The 18,760-nt window shown below is 70.8% G+C and carries 16 protein-coding genes and 1 tRNA gene; 10 read left to right on the top strand and 7 right to left on the bottom strand.

Features of this window, described 5'->3' with window-relative positions; all coding sequences use genetic code 11:
* The first annotated feature begins 201 nt into the window (after positions 1-201).
* The 6 genes from eno to ACZ45T_RS14575 all read left to right on the top strand — a co-directional run bounded on the left by eno (position 202) and on the right by ACZ45T_RS14575 (position 6,989).
* Positions 202-1,488, top strand: coding sequence for a phosphopyruvate hydratase (gene eno, locus ACZ45T_RS14550; RefSeq protein ID WP_468440998.1), 1,287 nt, complete (start codon positions 202-204; stop codon positions 1,486-1,488).
* A 109-nt stretch (positions 1,489-1,597) separates the two neighbouring features.
* Entirely contained in the window at positions 1,598-2,086 is a 489-nt protein-coding gene (locus ACZ45T_RS14555) for an FtsB family cell division protein (protein WP_468441000.1), read from the top strand.
* Between the two features lie 56 nt (positions 2,087-2,142).
* Positions 2,143-2,679 carry a DUF501 domain-containing protein gene (locus ACZ45T_RS14560; RefSeq protein ID WP_468441002.1) on the top strand — a complete coding sequence of 179 codons (537 nt, stop codon included), beginning with the start codon at positions 2,143-2,145 and terminating at the stop codon, positions 2,677-2,679.
* Positions 2,676-3,617 carry a Ppx/GppA phosphatase family protein gene (locus ACZ45T_RS14565; RefSeq protein WP_468441003.1) on the top strand — a complete coding sequence of 314 codons (942 nt, stop codon included), beginning with the start codon at positions 2,676-2,678 and terminating at the stop codon, positions 3,615-3,617. Before ACZ45T_RS14560 ends, ACZ45T_RS14565 begins: the two co-directional genes overlap by 4 nt.
* A 402-nt stretch (positions 3,618-4,019) precedes the next feature.
* Positions 4,020-5,396 (top strand): NAD(P)/FAD-dependent oxidoreductase, encoded by a 1,377-nt coding sequence (locus tag ACZ45T_RS14570; protein ID WP_468441005.1) that lies wholly within the window; start codon positions 4,020-4,022, stop codon positions 5,394-5,396.
* 210 nt (positions 5,397-5,606) lie between these two features.
* Complete coding sequence (locus tag ACZ45T_RS14575; protein ID WP_468441007.1) at positions 5,607-6,989, top strand: class I SAM-dependent methyltransferase; 1,383 nt, start codon at positions 5,607-5,609, stop codon at positions 6,987-6,989.
* A 76-nt stretch (positions 6,990-7,065) separates the two neighbouring features.
* Here ACZ45T_RS14575 and ACZ45T_RS14580 read toward each other — a convergent pair whose 3' ends face one another.
* Positions 7,066-9,615, bottom strand: coding sequence for an ABC transporter permease (locus tag ACZ45T_RS14580; protein WP_468441009.1), 2,550 nt, complete (start codon positions 9,613-9,615; stop codon positions 7,066-7,068).
* Positions 9,616-9,677: 62 nt separating this feature from the next.
* Positions 9,678-10,442, bottom strand: coding sequence for an ABC transporter ATP-binding protein (locus tag ACZ45T_RS14585; RefSeq protein WP_468441141.1), 765 nt, complete (start codon positions 10,440-10,442; stop codon positions 9,678-9,680).
* Positions 10,443-10,847: 405 nt separating this feature from the next.
* Here ACZ45T_RS14585 and ACZ45T_RS14590 point away from each other — a divergent pair.
* Positions 10,848-10,929, top strand: a tRNA-Leu gene (locus tag ACZ45T_RS14590).
* A gap of 147 nt (positions 10,930-11,076) precedes the next feature.
* Positions 11,077-11,931: a Bax inhibitor-1/YccA family protein gene (locus ACZ45T_RS14595; RefSeq protein WP_468441011.1), complete on the top strand. Its 855-nt coding sequence runs from the start codon at positions 11,077-11,079 to the stop codon at positions 11,929-11,931.
* 120 nt (positions 11,932-12,051) lie between these two features.
* On the opposite strand, the gene ACZ45T_RS14600 is transcribed toward ACZ45T_RS14595, so the two are convergent.
* The gene (locus ACZ45T_RS14600) at positions 12,052-12,282 is read right to left on the bottom strand and encodes a DUF4287 domain-containing protein (RefSeq protein ID WP_398564625.1); all 231 of its coding nucleotides are present in this window, start codon (positions 12,280-12,282) and stop codon (positions 12,052-12,054) included.
* Between the two features lie 101 nt (positions 12,283-12,383).
* Here ACZ45T_RS14600 and ACZ45T_RS14605 point away from each other — a divergent pair, with 101 nt between their 5' ends.
* Complete coding sequence (locus ACZ45T_RS14605) at positions 12,384-12,740, top strand: hypothetical protein (protein WP_468441013.1); 357 nt, start codon at positions 12,384-12,386, stop codon at positions 12,738-12,740.
* A gap of 1 nt (position 12,741) precedes the next feature.
* Here the strand turns inward: ACZ45T_RS14605 and ACZ45T_RS14610 are convergent, their stop codons facing one another.
* The 3 genes from ACZ45T_RS14610 to ACZ45T_RS14620 all read right to left on the bottom strand — a co-directional run bounded on the left by ACZ45T_RS14610 (position 12,742) and on the right by ACZ45T_RS14620 (position 16,387).
* A complete protein-coding gene (locus ACZ45T_RS14610; RefSeq protein ID WP_468441143.1) occupies positions 12,742-13,584 on the bottom strand; it encodes a hypothetical protein in 843 nt (280 codons plus the stop codon).
* Between the two features lie 315 nt (positions 13,585-13,899).
* Entirely contained in the window at positions 13,900-15,120 is a 1,221-nt protein-coding gene (locus ACZ45T_RS14615; RefSeq protein WP_468441015.1) for an acetyl-CoA C-acetyltransferase, read from the bottom strand.
* Between the two features lie 229 nt (positions 15,121-15,349).
* On the bottom strand, positions 15,350-16,387 hold the full coding sequence (locus ACZ45T_RS14620; RefSeq protein ID WP_468441017.1) for an SGNH/GDSL hydrolase family protein: 1,038 nt from the start codon (positions 16,385-16,387) through the stop codon (positions 15,350-15,352).
* A gap of 128 nt (positions 16,388-16,515) precedes the next feature.
* Here ACZ45T_RS14620 and ACZ45T_RS14625 point away from each other — a divergent pair, with 128 nt between their 5' ends.
* Positions 16,516-17,901: a cystathionine beta-synthase gene (locus ACZ45T_RS14625; protein WP_468441145.1), complete on the top strand. Its 1,386-nt coding sequence runs from the start codon at positions 16,516-16,518 to the stop codon at positions 17,899-17,901.
* A gap of 397 nt (positions 17,902-18,298) precedes the next feature.
* On the opposite strand, the gene ACZ45T_RS14630 is transcribed toward ACZ45T_RS14625, so the two are convergent.
* Complete coding sequence (locus ACZ45T_RS14630) at positions 18,299-18,673, bottom strand: hypothetical protein (protein WP_468441019.1); 375 nt, start codon at positions 18,671-18,673, stop codon at positions 18,299-18,301.
* Between the last annotated feature and the right edge of the window lie 87 nt (positions 18,674-18,760).

Raw genomic sequence — 18,760 nt, forward strand, 5'->3', positions numbered from 1 at the left:
CGCCGGGCGGTGGCGTTCGCGCCGGCGCCACCGCGCGGATACCGGAGTCCTATGTCCCGGAAGAGGGGTATTCGGTCCCTTTTTCGTCCCAGGACCCGGGCGGTCGGCAGGTCGAGTCCCCGGATCCGGTTAGGCTCTAGTCGGCAAGGCCATCCCACGGCCTGACGCCACCGCACACCCAGCGTCACATCCCAGAAGGAGATGCTCGTGCCGTCCATCGACGTCGTCGTAGCCCGGGAAATCCTGGACTCCCGAGGCAACCCCACGGTCGAGGTCGAGGTGGGCCTCGACGATGGCAGCACCGGCCGTGCTGCAGTTCCGTCCGGCGCCTCCACCGGTGCCTTCGAGGCCATCGAGCTCCGTGACGGTGACCCCAACCGTTACTTCGGCAAGGGCGTGGAGAAGGCCGTCCTCGCCGTCATCGAGCAGATCGGCCCGGAGCTCGTCGGCTACGACGCCACCGAGCAGCGCCTGATCGACCAGGCCATGTTCGACCTGGACGCCACCGACAACAAGGGCTCGCTCGGCGCCAACGCCATCCTCGGCGTCTCCCTCGCCGTCGCGCACGCCGCGTCCGAGGCCTCGGACCTTCCGCTCTTCCGCTACCTCGGCGGTCCGAACGCGCACCTGCTGCCCGTTCCGATGATGAACATCCTCAACGGTGGGTCGCACGCCGACTCCAACGTGGACATCCAGGAGTTCATGATCGCCCCGATCGGCGCGGAGTCCTTCTCCGAGGCGCTGCGTTGGGGTGCCGAGGTCTACCACACCCTCAAGAAGGTCCTGCACACCAAGGGCCTCTCCACCGGTCTCGGTGACGAGGGCGGCTTCGCCCCGAACCTGGACTCCAACCGCGCCGCGCTCGACCTCATCGTCGAGGCCATCAAGCAGGCCGGCTACACCCCGGGCAAGGACATCGCGCTCGCGCTCGATGTCGCCGCGTCCGAGTTCTACAAGGACGGCAAGTACGAGTTCGAGGGCAACTCCCGCTCGGCCGCCGAGATGACCGACTACTACGCGGAGCTCGTCTCCGCGTACCCGCTCGTCTCCATCGAGGACCCGCTGTACGAGGACGACTGGGACGGCTGGAAGACCCTCACCGACCGTCTGGGCGCCAAGGTCCAGATCGTCGGCGACGACCTCTTCGTCACCAACCCGGAGCGTCTGGCCCGCGGCATCGAGGAGGGCTCCGCGAACGCCCTGCTCGTGAAGGTGAACCAGATCGGTTCGCTGACCGAGACCCTCGACGCCGTCGAGATGGCCCAGCGCAACGGCTTCAAGTGCATGATGTCGCACCGCTCCGGTGAGACCGAGGACGTCACCATCGCCGACCTCGCCGTCGCCGTGAACTGCGGTCAGATCAAGACCGGCGCCCCGGCCCGCTCGGACCGTGTCGCCAAGTACAACCAGCTGCTGCGCATCGAGGAGATCCTCGACGACGCCGCGGTGTACGCGGGCCGCTCCGCCTTCCCGCGCTTCAAGGGCTGATCACGGGCTGATGCCCGCGACGGGCCCCGGCCTCCGTACGTCCCCGCACTCGGTCCCGTACCGTGTGCGGGGACGTATTGCGTAGTGCGTACATAGGGGAGGCGGATCAATGGCCGGGAACCGGGATCGGTTCTCCACCTTCTCCACCGCGACCAGGCTCAAGCAGCTCGGCGAGCGGACCGCCGCCCACGTCTACCGCTCGCAGTCCCGCCGCCAGGTCCGCCGCAGCCGGCTCACCGGCCGCGCCGCGCTCCTGGTGCTCGTCCTCTGTACGCTGGTCGTCGCCCTCGCGTATCCGATGCGCCAGTACGTCTCCCAGCGCTCGGAGATCGCGGAGCAGCAGCGGTCCGCCGCCGCCGCGCGGGACCGCCTGGAGCGGCTGCGCGACGAGAAGGCCCGCTGGCAGGACGACGCGTACGCGGAGCAGCAGGCGCGCAAGCACCTGCACTTCCTGCGCCCGGGGGAGGTCGGCTACATCATGAGCGACCCCGGGTCCCAGCCGCCCGAACCGCACCGGACCGGCCAGGCCGGGTCCGACCGGCCCTGGTACTCGAACGTCTGGGACGGCGTCGACAAGGCCGACCGCCCGGGCGAGTGACCACCCGCACACCACCGCAGCACCCATCCACGAGAACGAAGAGACTTCCTCCAGGCATGCAGACGCCCCCGCCCCAGACCGACCGGACCGAGCCGACCGACGCGGACATCGAAGCGTTCCAGCAGCAGCTCGGCCGCCCGCCGCGCGGGCTGCGCGCCATCGCGCACCGCTGCCCCTGTGGACAGCCGGACGTGGTGGAGACCGCGCCGCGGCTCCCCGACGGCACCCCCTTCCCGACGCTGTACTACCTGACGTGCCCGCGCGCGGCCTCCGCGATCGGCACGCTGGAGGCCAACGGCGTGATGAAGGAGATGCAGGCCCGGCTCGCCGAGGACCCGGAGCTCGCCGCCGCCTACCGGGCCGCGCACGAGGACTACATCCAGCGCCGCGACGCCATCGAGGTGCTCCAGGGCTTCCCGAGCGCCGGCGGGATGCCGGACCGCGTGAAGTGCCTGCACGTGCTGGTCGGCCACTCCCTGGCCGCGGGCCCGGGCGTGAACCCGTTCGGCGACGAGGCCCTGGCGATGCTGCCGGAGTGGTGGGCCAAGGGCGCCTGCGTCACCCCGTGCGCGGACAAGAAGGACTCCGAGTGACCCGGGTCGCGGCCATCGACTGCGGTACGAACTCCATCCGGCTGCTGGTCGCGGACTGCGACCCGCAGACCGGTGACCTCGCCGAGCTGGACCGCCGGATGGTCATCGTCCGGCTCGGCCAGGGCGTGGACAGGACGGGGCGCCTCGCCCCGGAGGCGCTGGAGCGCACCTTCGCCGCCTGCCGCGAGTACGCCGAGGTCATCAAGGAGCACGGCGCGGAGAAGATCCGCTTCGTGGCCACCTCCGCCTCCCGGGACGCCGAGAACCGCGAGGACTTCGTCCGGGGCGTCATGGACATCCTGGGCGTCGAGCCCGAGGTGATCTCCGGCGAGCAGGAGGCGGAGTTCTCCTTCACCGGCGCCACCAAGGAGCTGACCGCCCACGAGCACCTGGAGCGGCCGTTCCTGGTGGTGGACATCGGCGGCGGCTCGACGGAGTTCGTGGTCGGCGAGGAACACGTACGGGCCGCGCGCTCCGTGAACGTGGGCTGCGTCCGGATGACCGAGCGCCACCTGGTGGTGGACGGGGTCGTCACCGACCCGCCGACCCGGGCGCAGATCGACGCCATACGGGCCGACATCGAGGCGGCCCTGGACCTGGCGGCCGAGACCGTCCCGCTGGGCGAGGCGCGCACCCTGGTGGGTCTGGCCGGCTCGGTGACCACGGTCGCCGGGATCGCGCTCGGCCTGCCGGAGTACCTCTCGTCGCAGATCCACCACTCCCGGATCTCCTACGAGCAGGTCCGCGAGATCAGCGAGCGGATGCTGGCCGCGACGCACGCCGAGCGCGCGGCGATCCCCGTGATGCACCCGGGCCGGGTGGACGTGATCGGCGCCGGCGCGCTGGTCCTGCTCGCGATCATGGAGCGCATCGGAGCATCCGAGGTCGTCGTCTCGGAGCACGACATCCTGGACGGAATCGCCTGGTCCATCGCCTGAACGGCGGTCGGACGGGGGTCCGACAGGGGTCCTGAGGGGTCGTTCGGCCCGTGATCCACATGAAGTTCGTGAAGTTCTTCACAAGGAAAAGGGGTCTGCTGGGTCAACGGAAGGGGTCTTTCAGCCCCTTCAGAGGCCCGCAGGCCCCTTTCTCCATGCATTCGTGCGATCGACGGACGCCACGGGTTTCGTATCAGAGGTATGGACGAACCCCAGTGGTCCAGTCCGGTTGAAGGCCTGGAGGCCAGTTCAGGACGGGTGAGCAACGATTCCCGTTACACCTTGGTTCCCGTTGCGCGCCATGACGTCCATCACGTGGGCGGCGGAGTGTAGCAGAGGGTCCTCCACTCCTTGTGAAGGGGCTCACGAGCGACACCCCTTTGGGTGCTGGATACTCGTTCCATGAGCACCACGGAGCGTCCCAGGATCCTCGTTGTAGGAGGTGGGTACGTAGGCCTGTACGCAGCCAAGCGCATCATGAAGAAGATGCGTTACGGCGAGGCGACTGTCACGGTCGTCGACCCGCGCTCGTACATGACCTACCAGCCCTTCCTCCCCGAAGTGGCCGCAGGCAGCATCTCGCCTCGGCACGTCGTCGTACCGCTGCGACGCGTGCTGCCCAAGGCTGAGGTTCTCACCGGCCGGGTCACCAGCATCGACCAGGACCGCAAGGTCGCCGTCGTCACGCCGCTGGTCGGCGAGGCGTACGAGCTGCCCTTCGACTACCTGGTGATCGCGCTCGGCGCCGTCTCCCGCACCTTCCCGATCCCCGGCCTCGCCGAACAGGGCATCGGTATGAAGGGCGTCGAAGAGGGCATCGGCCTGCGCAACCACGTCCTCGAGCAGCTCGACAAGGCCGAGTCCACGACGGACGAGGACGTCCGCCGCAAGGCCCTCACCTTCGTCTTCGTCGGCGGCGGCTTCGCCGGCGCGGAGACCATCGGCGAGGTCGAGGACATGGCCCGCGACGCCGCGAAGTACTACACCACCATCAAGCGCGAGGACATGCGCTTCATCCTGGTGGACGCGGCCGACAAGATCCTTCCCGAGGTCGGGCCCAAGCTCGGTACCTGGGGCAAGGAGCACCTCGAGTCCCGCGGCATCGAGATCTACCTCAACACCTCCATGGACTCCTGCGTGGACGGCCACGTGGTGCTGAAGAACGGCCTCGAGGTCGACTCCAACACCATCGTCTGGACCGCCGGCGTCAAGCCGAACCCGGTGCTGGCCCGCTACGGCCTGCCGCTCGGCCCGCGCGGCCACGTCGACGCCGAGCCGACCCTCCAGGTCAAGGGCACGGACTACATCTGGACCGCCGGCGACAACGCCCAGGTTCCGGACCTCGCCGCCCGCAAGGCCGGCGTGGAGAACGCCTGGTGCCCGCCGAACGCCCAGCACGCGCTGCGCCAGGCCAAGGTCCTCGGCGACAACGTCATCTCGGGCATGCGCGGCTTCCCGCAGACCGAGTACTCGCACTCCAACAAGGGTGCGGTGGCGGGCCTCGGCCTCCACAAGGGCGTGGCGATGATCGTCATGGGCAAGATGAAGATCAAGCTCAAGGGCCGGCTCGCCTGGTACATGCACCGTGGCTACCACGGCATGGCCATGCCGACCTGGAACCGCAAGATCCGCGTCTTCGCCGACTGGACCCTCGGCATGTTCCTCAAGCGCGAGGTCGTCTCCCTCGCCGCGCTGGAGACCCCGCGCGAGGAGTTCTACGAGGCCGCCAAGCCGGCGCCGGCTCCGGCCGCACCGGCCCAGAAGGCCAAGGCCTCCTGACCCGGGCCTGACAGCGACACCCTGCACGACCCCGAAGGGGCCGCCCGCCATCCGTGGTGCGGGCGGCCCCTTCGGCGTACCCGGGGCCCGGGCTGGGTAAAGGGATGGGGGTGTCCGGGGATCAGGGCCGGATCAGCCCCGGCGCCAGGCGGGCCGGGCCCGGCCCTGATCCCCGGACACCCCCATGGGTCGGAGATGTGGAGGTGCGCCATGACCGACGCCGCGCCGCGGCTGGCCGCTGTTGCCGAGACATTGCTGGGTGCCCCGCTGCCGGTGCGCGTCCGGGCCTGGGACGGCAGCGAGGCGGGCCCGTCCACCGGGCCCGTGCTCGTGATCCACGACCGCCGCGCCGTGCGCCGGATGCTGTGGAAGCCCGGCGAACTGGGCCTGGCCCGCGCGTGGGTGGCGGGCGAGCTGACCGTGGAGGGCGACCTGTTCGCCCTGCTGGGCCAGGTGGCGGGCCCGCTGTGGGAGCGGCCCCCGCAGACCGGACCGCTGCCGCCGGCCGCGCGGCCCGGGGCGTTCGCGGCCCTGGAGGGCCTCGCGCGCCGGGCGAAGCGGGCCCGGCCCACCGCCGTACCGGAGGCGGCCCGGCTGCTGCGCGACCCCGGCCACCGGGCCGCCGTACGCGAGCTGATCGCGCTGGGCGGCCCGCTGCCGCCGCCCCCGCCCCCCGCCGAGGAGGCGGTCCGGCGCGGCGGGCCACGGCACAGCAAGGGGCGCGACCGGCAGGCCATCAGCCACCACTACGACGTCGGCAACGAGTTCTACGGGCACGTGCTCGGCCCCTCGATGGTGTACTCCTGCGCCTACTGGAGCCCCGGAGCCACCCTGGAGGAGGCCCAGCGGGACAAGCTCGACCTGGTCTGCCGCAAGCTCGGCCTCAAGCCCGGTGACCGCCTCCTCGACGTCGGCTGCGGCTGGGGCTCCATGGCGCTGCACGCGGCCCGCGAGTACGGCGTCCGGGTCACCGGCATCACGCTCTCGCGCGAGCAGGCCGCCTACGCCCGCAAGCGCGTCGCGGAGGAGGGACTGGCCGACCTCGTCGAGATCCGGATCCAGGACTACCGGGACGTCAGGGACGGGCCGTACGACGCCCTTTCCTCCATCGGGATGGCCGAACACGTCGGAGCGGACCGCTACCGGGACTACGCCCGCACCCTGCACGCCCTGCTGCGCCCCGGCGGCCGGCTGCTCAACCACCAGATCGCCCGCCCGCCGGAGCCCGACGAAGAGGGGTACCGGATCGACGAGTTCATCGACGCCTACGTCTTCCCCGACGGGGAGCTCTCCCCGCTCGGCACCACCGTCGGCGAGTTGGAGCGGGCCGGCTTCGAAGTGCGCGACGTGGAGGCGCTGCGCGAGCACTACGCGCTGACCCTGCGGGCCTGGGTGGCGCGGCTGGAGGAGCACTGGGAGGAGGCCGTACGCCTCACCTCGCCCGGGCGGGCCCGGGTCTGGCGGCTCTACATGGCGGCCTCCGCGCTCGGCTTCGAGCGGGGCAGGCTCGGGGTCAACCAGGTGCTCGCGGTGAAGTCGGGGGCGGACGGCGACTCGGGGCTGCCGCTGCGGCTGCGGACCTGGGGCGCGTAGCTTTCCGTAGCCCTCGTACGAACGGCGAAGGGCCCCGGGGCGGTTGCCCCGGGGCCCTTCACCTGTCCCTGCGTTCCTACTCGGTCTTGATGGCCGTCAGCATGTTCAGGCGGGCGGCGCTGCGGGCCGGCCACATGGCGGCCAGGACGCCGACCACGGCGGCCAGCAGGAGGAAGATGCCGATCCGGTCGTACGGGATGACCAGGGCGTAGCCCGGGACCGACTTGCTGAAGGTGGTGCCGACGGCCCAGGCGAGGAAGACGCCGACGCCGATGCCGAGGATCGCGCCGAAGAGCGAGATGACCACGGCCTCCAGGCGGATCATGTTCTTGACCCGGCTGCGGTCGAGACCGATCGCCCGCAGCATGCCGATCTCCTGCTTGCGCTCGAAGACGGACATCGCGAGGGTGTTGACCACGCCGAGCACCGAGATGATCAGGGCCATGCCGAGCAGGCCGTACATGATGTTCAGCGCCAGGTTGACGATGCCGCCCATCTCGTTGCGCATGTCCTGCTGGGTGGCGATGCCGATCGCCGGGTTGTTGCCGAGCGCGTCCAGGACGGCCTTCTCACTGGCCTTGGACTCGCCGCCGGTGGCGTTGACGTACACCTCGGGGATGTAGGGGTCGTCGGAGTGCGCGCTGAGGACCTTGTCGTCGAGGACGTACGGGGAGAGCAGGCCGTCCAGCTCCTTGTAGACCGCGCCGACCTTGAGCGAGGCCTTCTGGCCGTCGTCGTACATGACCTCGAGCGTCGAGCCGACCGTGAGCTTGGCCTTCGCCGCGGTCTTGTCCGCGACGGCGACCTCGCCCTTGCCCAGGCTGCTCAGCGAACCGCTGACGACGTCGATGTTGAGCATCTCGCCGATGGCGGCCGGGTTGACGCCCGATGCCGCGTGGAAGTCGCCGCCGATCTGCAGCGAGCCGGCGGTCTGCGGGGAGACCGCCTTGATGCCGGGGGCCTTCGCCAGGGTCTCGGCGACCGACTTGTCCAGGCTGCCGATGCCGCCGTTCATGGAGACCTTGTAGTCGGCCTTGATCTTGTCCGTGCTCATCCGGTCCACGGCCTTGCCCATGGTGATGCCGATGACCGAGAGCGCGGTGACCAGGGTCAGGCCGATGGCCAGCGAGGCGGCGGTGACGGCCGTGCGGCGCGGGTTGCGCAGGGCGTTCTGCGCGGCCAGCTTGCCGGGCACCCCGAAGACCTTCTGCAGCGGCGGCCGCAGGGCCGAGATGACCGGCCGCGACAGCAGCGGCAGCAGCACGATCAGGCCGATGAGCATGAAGAACGCTCCGCCGCCGATGACCATCCGGCCGTCGCCGCCCATGGACACGCCGAGCATGACCAGGCCGATGCCGATCAGGCCGAGGACGCTGCCGAAGACGTTGCGCAGGACGAGCGACTTCGCGGTGGCCGGCAGGTGGGCGCTGCCCATGGCCGCGACCGGGGCGATCCGGCCGGTGCGCCAGGCGGGCAGCAGCGCGGCGAGCACGGTGACGAGGACGCCGATGACCAGGGCCGCGATGATCGTGCCCGGGGCGATCACCAGGTCGCCGGCCGGGATCTTGGCGCCGAGGGAGTCCATCAGGGAGCGCATGCCGACCGCGAGGCCGACACCGGTGGCGAGGCCGATCGCGGCGGAGACGAGGCCGACGACCAGGGCCTCGGCGAGCACCGAGCGCATGACCTGGCCGCGGTTGGCACCGACGGCGCGCAGCAGGGCCAGCTCCTTGGTGCGCTGGGTGACCAGCATGGTGAAGGTGTTGTAGATCAGGAAGACGCCGACGAAGAGCGCGATGAAGGCGAACATCAGCAGCATGGTGTTCATGCCGCTCATCCCCTTCTCGATCTCCTTGGCCTGCTCCTTGGCCAGTGCGGCGCCGGTCTGGGCCTTGGTGTTCTTGGTGTCGAGCAGCGGCTTGACCTCGGAGAGCAGCTGGTCGGCGGTGGTGCCGGCCTGCGCGCTGACGGAGAGCTCCTGGTAGAAGCCGGGCTTCAGGTACAGCTGCTGCGCGACGGCGGTGTCGAACAGCACCAGGCTGCCGCCCGCGTTGACCGAGCCGTCCTCGGTGGTGAAGACGCCGGTGAGGGCGTACTCCTTGACCGGGCCGTTGGTGGCGACGCGGACCTTGTCGCCGACCTTGTACGCGCCCTTGGAAGCGGTCTCCTTGTCGAGGGCGATCTGGTCGTCCTTCGCCGGGCCGGTGCCGTCGGTGAAGGTGTAGCGCGGGTCCTTGCCGTCCTTGACGGGGGCGTAGTTGGAGCCCCGGTTGGCCCAGCCCTGGCCGATCAGCTTGCCGTTCTCGTCGCCGACGCCGGCGAAGCCGGCGACCCGGCCGCTCACGGCGTCGACGCCCTTGATGGCCTTGACCTTGTCGAGGGTCTGCTGGCTGATGCCGGGCTCGCCCTGCTTCTGGCCGTCGTCGTCGCGGGTCTGGCCGTACGAGGTGACGGAGACGGCGACGCCTTCGTAGCTCTTCGCGGACTGGCTGCTGAGGGACTTGCCGAGGGTGTCGGTGAAGACGAGGGTGCCGGAGACGAAGGCGACGCCGAGGACGACGGCGAGCACCGTCATCAGCAGTCGGGCCTTGTGCGCGAGGACGTTGCGCAGGGCGGTACGGAACATGGGGGTCTCAGTCCTGGGGGGCTGGCTGGAGGTCGGGGGAACGTGGCGGGGGAGACCCCGGGTCAGCTGGTGCGGCCCTTGGCGTCGAAGTCCTTCATCCGGTCGAGCACGCCGTCGGCGGTGGGGCTGAGCATCTCGTCGACGATGCGGCCGTCGGCGAGGAAGATGACGCGGTCCGCGTAGGAGGCGGCGACGGGGTCGTGGGTGACCATGACGACGGTCTGGCCGAGCTCGCGGACCGAGTTGCGCAGGAAGCCGAGGACTTCGGCGCCGGAGCGGGAGTCGAGGTTGCCGGTGGGCTCGTCGCCGAAGATGATCTCGGGCCGGGAGGCCAGGGCGCGGGCGACGGCCACGCGCTGCTGCTGGCCGCCGGAGAGCTGGGTGGGCCGGTGGGAGAGGCGCTCGGAGAGGCCGACCATGCCGATCACGTTGTCCAGCCACTGCTTGTCGGGCTTGCGGCCGGCGATGTCCATGGGGAGCGTGATGTTCTCCAGGGCCGTCAGGGTCGGCAGCAGGTTGAAGGCCTGGAAGATGAAGCCGATCTTGTCCCGGCGCAGCTGGGTGAGCTGCTTGTCCTTCAGGGTGCCCAGCTCGGTCTCGCCGATGCGCACGGAGCCGGCGGAGAAGGTGTCCAGGCCCGCGACGCAGTGCATCAGCGTGGACTTTCCGGAGCCCGAGGGGCCCATGATCGCGGTGAACTGCCCCTGGGCGAAGTCCACGGAGACGTTGTCGAGGGCGACCACCTGGGTCTCGCCCTGGCCGTACACCTTGGAGAGGCCGGTGGCGCGGGCGGCCACGGCCTGGGCGGTGTGCGGGGCGTAGTTCATGGTGGTCACGGGACGGCTCCTACGTCTGCGGGGTGGGACTCACCCATCCTCGCCGCGCGGACCCCGCTCCGGATCAGCCGCCGAGCTCGTTCCCTGGCCCACTGGAGTCTGACGGCCGGGGTACGCGCCTCCTCCTTTGGTATGACAGCGGCCCTGACCGACGTGCGGTGGCCCGGGGTGGCGGAGGGGTGGCGCGCGGGGTGGCGCGGGCCATCGAAATCCCGTCATTCCCACACAGTGGTGATCGCCCATCAGAACGGGCCGACCGTGCGTTCTTGTCTCTGACGGACCCTCAAGCGCCAATAAAATAAGACAACATCGGATAGACGGCCGGTTGGCACCAAGGTCGATCCGGATAGGCTCGGCGCAGCGTTCAAGGCTTTTCTACGGGGGCCGCCACGCACTGCCCGGATGGTGGAATGCAGACACGGCGAGCTTAAACCTCGCTGGCCTTCGGGCCGTGCCGGTTCAAGTCCGGCTCCGGGCACTCCGCAGGCCTCGCGAGGTGCCCCTTCCCCTCTCCTGCGCTTCGCCATGCCTTCTTCTAAGATCCTCCTCCAGCAGTAGGGTGCTTTCTTTGCGAGCGCATTACTCTTGAGGCTGAGGCCGCGCTCGGTGGCCACGGAGGAGTGAGATGAGGAGCAGTAACCCGGTCTTCTCGCGACGGGGGTTCAGCCGCGACAACGGTGGCTACGCGGGATTCGACGCGCAGCAGCAGCACCAGCAGGCCGGGACCAACCCGTACGCGACGAACCCGTACGCCACCGACCCGACCACGGGCATGCCCCAGGCACCGGCGCGCGCCAACGTGATGACCATGGACGACGTCGTGAGCCGTACGGCCATGACGCTCGGCACGCTCATCGTGACGGCCACCCTGTCCTGGATCTTCCTGCCCGTCGACAAGGCGAACCTCGGCACGTCGTACGCCATCGCCTTCGGTGCGGGCCTCGTCGCCTTCGTGCTGGCGATGGTGCAGTCGTTCAAGCGCAAGGCCTCCCCGGCCCTGATCCTGGGGTACGCGGCATTCGAGGGTGTCCTCCTCGGCATGATCAGCGCGGCCACCAGCACCTACCTGGGCCCCGGCGTGGTCATCCAGGCCGTGATGGGCACGATGTGCGTCTTCGCCGCCGTGCTCCTCGCCTACAAGATGGGCTGGATCCGCGTCACCCGCCGTTTCTACGGCTTCGTGATGGCCGCGGCCCTGGGCTTCGTCCTGCTCATGGTCGTGAACTCGCTGTTCGCCGTCTTCGGCGGCGGTGACGGCCTCGGCTTCCGCAGCGGCGGCCTCGGCCTCCTGTTCGGCGCCATCGGCGTCATCCTCGGCGCGTGCTTCCTCGCTCTGGACTTCAAGCAGGTCGAGGACGGCATCACCTACGGTGCCCCGCGCGAGGAGGCCTGGCTGGCGGCCTTCGCCCTCACCATGACCCTGGTGTGGATCTACGTCGAGATGCTGCGCATCTTCCAGATCCTCTCGGGCGACGACTAGCAGGACCGGCGGCCCTCGCGGCTGCCCTCCGTCCACAGCATGGGGAAGGCCCCGCGAGCACAGCGCTCGCGGGGCCTTCCCGCGTGTGGAACACGAGGGGGTCGGAGTCGGGGACGGGGGTCAGCCGAACCGGCGCGCTGCTCTGCGCAGGTCGTACTCGTGGATGATCGCCTTGGCCTGGCCGTACGACAGCTCGTGCGCGCCGCGGAGCCAGCTGACCTTCTCCTCGAACCGGACGAGGGAGGGGCCTTCGTCGACGGTGCGGAGCCAGTCGGAGAGCTCACGACCGGTGGTCTGGGGGATTCTGTCGATCATGTTGCGGTGTGTCTGCTCGGAGAACTCTACGGACATGGGCGCCTCCGGAGGTATTGCCGTGCTGTTCTCTTCACGCCACCGTGCCGGAGAGTTCGCCCGTTGGCAATGGCGCCCGGACGGCGCGTAAGGTCGGCCGGGTGCTTGATACTTCGCCCCTGACCGCCGTCGTGGAACGTTTCGCCGACCGGCTGCGGGCCGCACCGCAGAGCCGCCTCCAGCAGGGAGCCGCCGCCGTGGCCCTGGAGCTGGCCCGTGAGCTCTCCGTACGGGCGCAGCTGCTGGAGGGGCCCGCGGGGACGCCCGAGGGGGCGCCGCGGGAGATGCCGGACGCGGGGATCTTCGTCGTCGGCGACCAGGTGGCGGTGGCCGGGCTGGACCTCGCCGAGGCGCTGCGCGCCGCCGCGGCCGCCCCGGACAGCGCGAAGGCCCCGTCCGGGATGCTGGACGAGGCCGTGCGGCTGGTGGAGCAGGCGGAAGCCAGGGCGCTGCGATGAATCAGAGCGAGGCGATGACCCGGTCCGCGAGGATGTAGACGTTGCTCTCGGGGTCCTCGGCGTCACCGCAGGAGAAGGTCAGCGCGTAGGCGCCGGAGATGCCCGAGCCGCCCAGCAGGACCGGCGCGGTGCCCGAGCGCAGGGCCGCGGCGAGGCGCTCCGCGGTCTCCCGGTGCCCGGGGGTCATGCACAGCGTGGTGCCGTCGGTGAAGACGTACACGTCGAGCGTGCCCAGCGGGCCGGGGCGGACGTCCGCGAGGGCCGTACGGGCCTCCGCGAGCTCCTCCAGGCGGTTGACGGTGCGCTCGTGGTCGGCGCCGGGGTGGTGCGCCTGGGCCGGTACGAAGTCGGGGTGCGAGGGGTGGCGCCGGCGGGCGGCGGCCAGCTCGGCCGAATCCTCGGGGTAGCCGGGGAAGTCGTCGAGGGAGTCCTCGCCGAGCACGGGCTCCAGACCCACCAGGTCGGCCTGCCGGGGCAGGAAGACCGGGCCGTCCTCTCCGAGGCCGGGCAGGCCGCCCAGCAGCGAGGTGGGGGTCTCCCCGGCGAAGCGCGGGGAAGCGTCGGCGGCGTCACGGGCCTCCTGCGCGGCCCAGAAGGCGCGCGCCTCGGCCAGCTCGCGCTCGCGCTCCTCGGCGAGGGCCTCGGCCACGGCGGCTCGTATCTCGGCGGCGGGGGACTCCACGGCGCTGCGGGCGTGCGGGACGGTCGCACCGCGAGGGTGGACCGGCACCGCCAGCTCGCCCCGCAGCGCGGTGACCTGCTTGCGCAGGGCGTGGACGGCGTGCAGCGCAGCAGCGCCCACGGCCGTGGCAGCGGCCGTGGTCAGCAGCAGGGCAAGAGACATGGCGCTCACTGACTAACTCCTGAGGTGATTCGATCCCCCGACTTCCTACATCAGAGTGTCCCGACCTGGGAATGGCGTGCAGTGCATTACGTCACGAATTGGACAGGGCTTTGGTCACACCCGTACCCCCTGTACCTCCGTTGACCTGCATAAATGCCAATCCCCCAGGACATAGGTCACATCCTGGGGGAGATTCGGTCACAGGTCGGCCGCGAAGGGATTAGATCCCGTGTCAGTACGCCGCAAGGGATCCGCCCGGATCCCTTGCGGCGACTGGGGCCGTCCTTGATCAGACGGAGCCGGGACGGGCGCCGATCAGCTCAGGCGCTCGATGACCATGGCCATGCCCTGGCCGCCGCCGACGCACATGGTTTCGAGACCGAACTGCTTGTCGTGGAACTGCAGGCTGTTGATCAGCGTGCCGGTGATGCGGGCACCCGTCATCCCGAAGGGGTGACCGACGGCGATGGCCCCGCCGTTGACGTTCAGCTTGTCGAGCGGGATCTCCAGGTCCCGGTACGACGGGATGACCTGGGCCGCGAAGGCCTCGTTGATCTCGAAGAGGTCGATGTCGCCGACCGTCAGGCCGGCCCGCTTCAGGGCCTGCTTGGACGCCTCGACCGGGCCCAGGCCCATGATCTCGGGGGAGAGGCCGGTGACACCGGTGGAGACGATCCGGGCCAGCGGGGTCAGGCCCAGCTCGCGGGCCTTGGTGTCGCTCATGATGACCAGGGCCGCGGCGCCGTCGTTGAGCGGGCAGCAGTTGGCGGCCGTGACCAGTCCGTCGGGGCGGAAGACGGGCTTGAGGCCCTGTACGCCCTCCAGGGTCACGCCGGCGCGCGGGCCGTCGTCGGTGGCGACGACCGTGCCGTCCGGGGTGGTCACCGGGGTGATCTCGCGGGCCCAGAAGCCGTTCTTGATGGCCTCTTCGGCGAGGTTCTGCGAGCGGACGCCGAACTCGTCCATGTCCTGGCGGGTCACGCCCTTGAGGCGGGCCAGGTTCTCGGCGGTCTGGCCCATCGCGATGTACGCGTCGGGGATCAGGCCGTCCTCGCGCGGGTCGTGCCAGGACGCGCCCTCGCTCTGCGCGACGGCGGCCGTACGGGCCTCCGCGTCGCCGAAGAGCGGGTTGTGGGTGTCCGGCAGGCCGTCGGAGGAGCCCTTCACCGACCGGGAGACCATCTCGACGCCCGCGGAGATGAAGACGTCGCCCTCGCCCGCCTTGATGGCGTGCAGGGCCATGCGGGAGGTCTGGAGCGAGGAGGAGCAGTACCGGGTGATGGTGGCGCCCGGCAGGTAGTCCATGCCCATCTGGACCGCGACGATGCGGGCGAGGTTGTGGCCCTGCTCGCCGCCGGGGAGGCCGCAGCCGAGCATCAGGTCGTCGATGTTGCGCGGGTCCAGCCCGGGGACCTTGGCGAGGGCGGCCTGGATGATCGTCGCGGTCAGGTCGTCCGGGCGGACGTCCTTGAGGGACCCCTTGAAGGCCCGCCCGATGGGGGAGCGGGCGGTGGAAACGATGACGGCTTCGGGCATCGGGGCTCCAAGGGTGTGTTGCGGCTCTAAGCGGGACCGCAAGCGAAGTTACCGCCCCGTACGGTCCAGGTCACCGGCCTTGCGGTGTGATGCCGGTCGCTCCCGCGGGGTGTGCGGTCACCCGCGGGGCGCTGCGCATCGCCTGGCGCGGCGCCGCTGCTGGGGCCCTGCCCCAGACCCCGCTCCTCAAACGCCGGAGGGGCTGGATGTGGCGGGCTCCGCGCAGCGGTCAGGCCGGGCCGGAGACGCCCGCGGCCGGGGTGCCCGTGCCGGGGCCGGCCGGGGACGTCAGGTCCTCGCCCGGGACCCGGCGCCGGCGGCGGTGCTTGAGCAGGACCCACGGGCCGCGGGCCGCCGTGACCTCCGTGCCCGCCTGGCCCGCGGCGGCCGACGCGGCCTTGGCCACCGGCAGCATGTCCTCGTCGCGGGACACGTCCAGCCGGTCGGACTCCGGCCACAGGCCGAGCGCAGCGCACAGCGTGGGCAGCACGGCCATGGCGGCGGTCGCGTACCCCTCCGCCGACGGGTGGTAGGAGTCCGGGCCGAACATCTCGCGCGGGTTCGCGGCGAACTCCGGGCCCAGCAGATCCCCCATCGAGACCGTACGGGCGCCCAGCGCGACCACTCCTATGGTCTGGGCGGCGGCCAGCTGGCGCGAGACCCGGCGCGCCAGCCAGCGCAGCGGCTGGTACACCGGCTCGATCGTGCCCAGGTCCGGGCAGGTGCCCACGACGACCTCGGAGCCGGCCAGCCGCAGCCGCCGTACGGCCGAGGTCAGCAGCCGCACCGAATGGGTCGGCGGCATCCGGCGCGTCACGTCGTTCGCGCCGATCATGATCACGCACACGTCCGGGGGCGGTGCGCCGTCATCCAGCAGCAGCCCCACCTGCCGGTCGAGATCGTCCGACATGGCTCCCGACAGGGCCACGTTGTGCAGTTGCACCGGCCGCTCGGCCACCGCCGCCAGCCCGGAGGCCAGCAGGGCCGCCGGAGTCTGCCGGGCCCGCCGCACGCCGAGCCCCGCGGCCGTGGAGTCGCCCAGCATGCCCAGGCGCAGCGGGCCCGGGCTCTGCTCCGGCCCGCCGAACTCGCTCCCGTACAGCCCGTCCGCGCGCGGCGGGTCCGGCAGCCCGGTCCCCACCGTCCGCTTGGCGAACTGCATCTCCGCCAGCACCAGCCCCACCGTGGCGGCCCCGACCAGTCCGAGTCCGCCCCCGCCGTACGCTGCCCCCGCCGCGATCCGGCGGGCCGTTCTCGCCCTGGACACCCTTCAGGCCACCTCCTCGGTCCTCATTGACCCCTACCTGCCCCGTACGCACGGTCGGCCAATCCCTTTCCGCATACTCTGGCCGGACCTCCCGGAGAACCCGTGGAGTCCCCTCCTTGGAGAACATGGTGCAATTCCACGACTCGATGATCAGCCTCGTCGGCAACACCCCGCTGGTGAAGCTCAACCGTGTGACCGAAGGCCTGCAGGCCACCGTCCTTGCGAAGGTCGAGTACTTCAATCCCGGTGGATCCGTGAAGGACCGGATCGCCGTACGGATGATCGAGGCCGCCGAGCAGAGCGGAGCCCTCAAGCCCGGTGGCACCATCGTGGAGCCGACCAGCGGCAACACGGGTGTAGGACTCGCCATCGTGGCCCAGCAGAAGGGCTACAAGTGCATCTTCGTCTGCCCTGACAAGGTGTCCATGGACAAGATCAACGTGATGCGCGCGTACGGCGCCGACGTCGTGGTCTGCCCGACCGCCGTCGACCCGGAGCACCCGGACTCGTACTACAACGTGTCCGACCGCCTCGTGCGCGAGACGCCGGGCGCCTGGAAGCCCGACCAGTACAGCAACCCGAACAACCCCCGTTCGCACTACGAGACCACCGGCCCCGAGCTCTGGGAGCAGACGGACGGGAAGATCACCCACTTCGTCGCGGGCGTGGGCACGGGCGGCACGATTTCCGGTACCGGCAACTACCTCAAGGAGGTCAGCGGCGGGAAAGTCAAGGTCATCGGCGCCGACCCGGAGGGCTCGGTCTACTCGGGCGGCTCGGGCCGTCCGTACCTCGTCGAGGGTGTCGGCGAGGACTTCTGGCCGACCGCTTACGACCCGAACGTCACGGACGAGATCATCGCGGTGTCCGACAAGGACTCCTTCCAGATGACGCGCCGGCTGGCGAAGGAGGAGGGCCTGCTCGTCGGCGGGTCCTGCGGCATGGCGGTCGTGGCCGCCCTGCGCGCGGCCGAGGGCCTCGGCCCGGACGACGTGGTCGTCGTCCTGCTGCCGGACAGCGGCCGCGGCTACCTCAGCAAGATCTTCAGCGACGAGTGGATGGCGGGCCACGGCTTCCTGGAGGAGGCCGGACCGTCCGCGCGCATCGGCGACGTGCTCGCCGACAAGGAGGGCGGCATCCCCTCCCTCGTCCACATGCACCCCGAGGAGACGGTGGGCGAGGCGATCGAGGTCCTGCGGGAGTACGGCGTCTCGCAGATGCCGATCGTCAAGCCGGGCGCCGGTCACCCCGACGTGATGGCGGCCGAGGTCATCGGCTCGGTGGTCGAGAAGGAGCTGCTGTCGGCGCTGTTCGCGCAGCAGGCCTCGCTGAACGACCCGCTGGAGAAGCACATGAGCTCGCCGCTGCCGCAGGTCGGCTCCGGCGAGCCGGTGTCCGAGCTGATGGCGGTGCTCGGCGAGGCGGACGCGGCGATCGTGCTGGTCGAGGGCAAGCCCACCGGTGTGGTGAGCCGTCAGGACCTGCTGGCGTTCCTGGCGAAGACGGCCAAGTAGCCCGTACGGGGCCGCGCGTGGCCGTCGCGCAATCGGTACGGGCCCGTCACGTGACGGCAGCACCCGCTTAACACGGCTCCGGCACAGTGGTGGTTGTCGGCAGGGAAGCCCGGGAGACCGGAACCCGGCCGACACCACCGAACGGCGTTCGTGCACCTCCGGAGCGGCTCCCGGACCGTGCGGACGCCACGGACGCGGACGGCCCTGACCCGGCCGTGTCCTTCGCGGGGACCGCCGTCGTCCCGCCCCTCGGGCAACCGAGGGTGCGGCGGTCCCCGCGCAATCTTCTTCAGCCCCGCCGGCGTTTGAGGCGTGGGGGTACCCCCGGACGGAGTCTGGGGGAGGGGCCGGGGCGGAGCCCCAGCAGCGGCGCCGCACCCGGACACGCACCCCGGACTCAGCCCAGCGGTTCCCGCCGACCGCGCCGGAGGCGACCGGCGTGGATGAAGTTCACGCCCACGATCCCGGCCCAGGCCACCACCAGACCCTCCAGCTGAGCCTGCGCGGCAGCGATCGCCGACAGCGGGATCGCCAGCACCAGGGTGATGATCGCGAAGCCGAAGCGTTCGCCGAAGTTCCCCTCCGCCGTGCCGGCACCGGCGGAGCCGCGCGCCGCGGACAGGCGTTGCTCCGCGAGCCGGCGCCGCACCTGCGTGTCGACCTTCTCGACGAACGAGTCCACCAGCGCGGCCTCGTACTCCGGCCCCAGCTCCCGCCGGGCGTCCATCGTGGCGTCGAGTTCCTTCTTCAGCTCTCGGGCGTGGGCGTCCATGCCCTCACGGTAGGAACGGCCGCGGGCCCCGGCACTGGGGCTAGCCCCCGTATCCGGATCGCGGGCACGGCTTGCCCCGCTGCATAA

Source organism: Streptomyces sp. NPDC030995 (assembly GCF_055571215.1).

What these genes read in the sequence shown, in the direction of transcription:
- eno (WP_468440998.1), top strand. Translation starts at nt 202, where the DNA reads ATGCTCGTGCCGTCCATCGACGTCGTCGTAGCCCGGGAAATCCTGGAC.
- ACZ45T_RS14570 (WP_468441005.1), top strand. Translation starts at nt 4,020, where the DNA reads ATGAGCACCACGGAGCGTCCCAGGATCCTCGTTGTAGGAGGTGGGTAC.
- ACZ45T_RS14575 (WP_468441007.1), top strand. Translation starts at nt 5,607, where the DNA reads ATGACCGACGCCGCGCCGCGGCTGGCCGCTGTTGCCGAGACATTGCTG.
- ACZ45T_RS14560 (WP_468441002.1), top strand. Translation starts at nt 2,143, where the DNA reads ATGCAGACGCCCCCGCCCCAGACCGACCGGACCGAGCCGACCGACGCG.
- ACZ45T_RS14610 (WP_468441143.1), bottom strand. Translation starts at nt 13,584, where the DNA reads ATGTCTCTTGCCCTGCTGCTGACCACGGCCGCTGCCACGGCCGTGGGC.
- ACZ45T_RS14585 (WP_468441141.1), bottom strand. Translation starts at nt 10,442, where the DNA reads ATGAACTACGCCCCGCACACCGCCCAGGCCGTGGCCGCCCGCGCCACC.
- ACZ45T_RS14580 (WP_468441009.1), bottom strand. Translation starts at nt 9,615, where the DNA reads ATGTTCCGTACCGCCCTGCGCAACGTCCTCGCGCACAAGGCCCGACTG.
- ACZ45T_RS14595 (WP_468441011.1), top strand. Translation starts at nt 11,077, where the DNA reads ATGAGGAGCAGTAACCCGGTCTTCTCGCGACGGGGGTTCAGCCGCGAC.
- ACZ45T_RS14600 (WP_398564625.1), bottom strand. Translation starts at nt 12,282, where the DNA reads ATGTCCGTAGAGTTCTCCGAGCAGACACACCGCAACATGATCGACAGA.
- ACZ45T_RS14555 (WP_468441000.1), top strand. Translation starts at nt 1,598, where the DNA reads ATGGCCGGGAACCGGGATCGGTTCTCCACCTTCTCCACCGCGACCAGG.
- ACZ45T_RS14630 (WP_468441019.1), bottom strand. Translation starts at nt 18,673, where the DNA reads ATGGACGCCCACGCCCGAGAGCTGAAGAAGGAACTCGACGCCACGATG.
- ACZ45T_RS14615 (WP_468441015.1), bottom strand. Translation starts at nt 15,120, where the DNA reads ATGCCCGAAGCCGTCATCGTTTCCACCGCCCGCTCCCCCATCGGGCGG.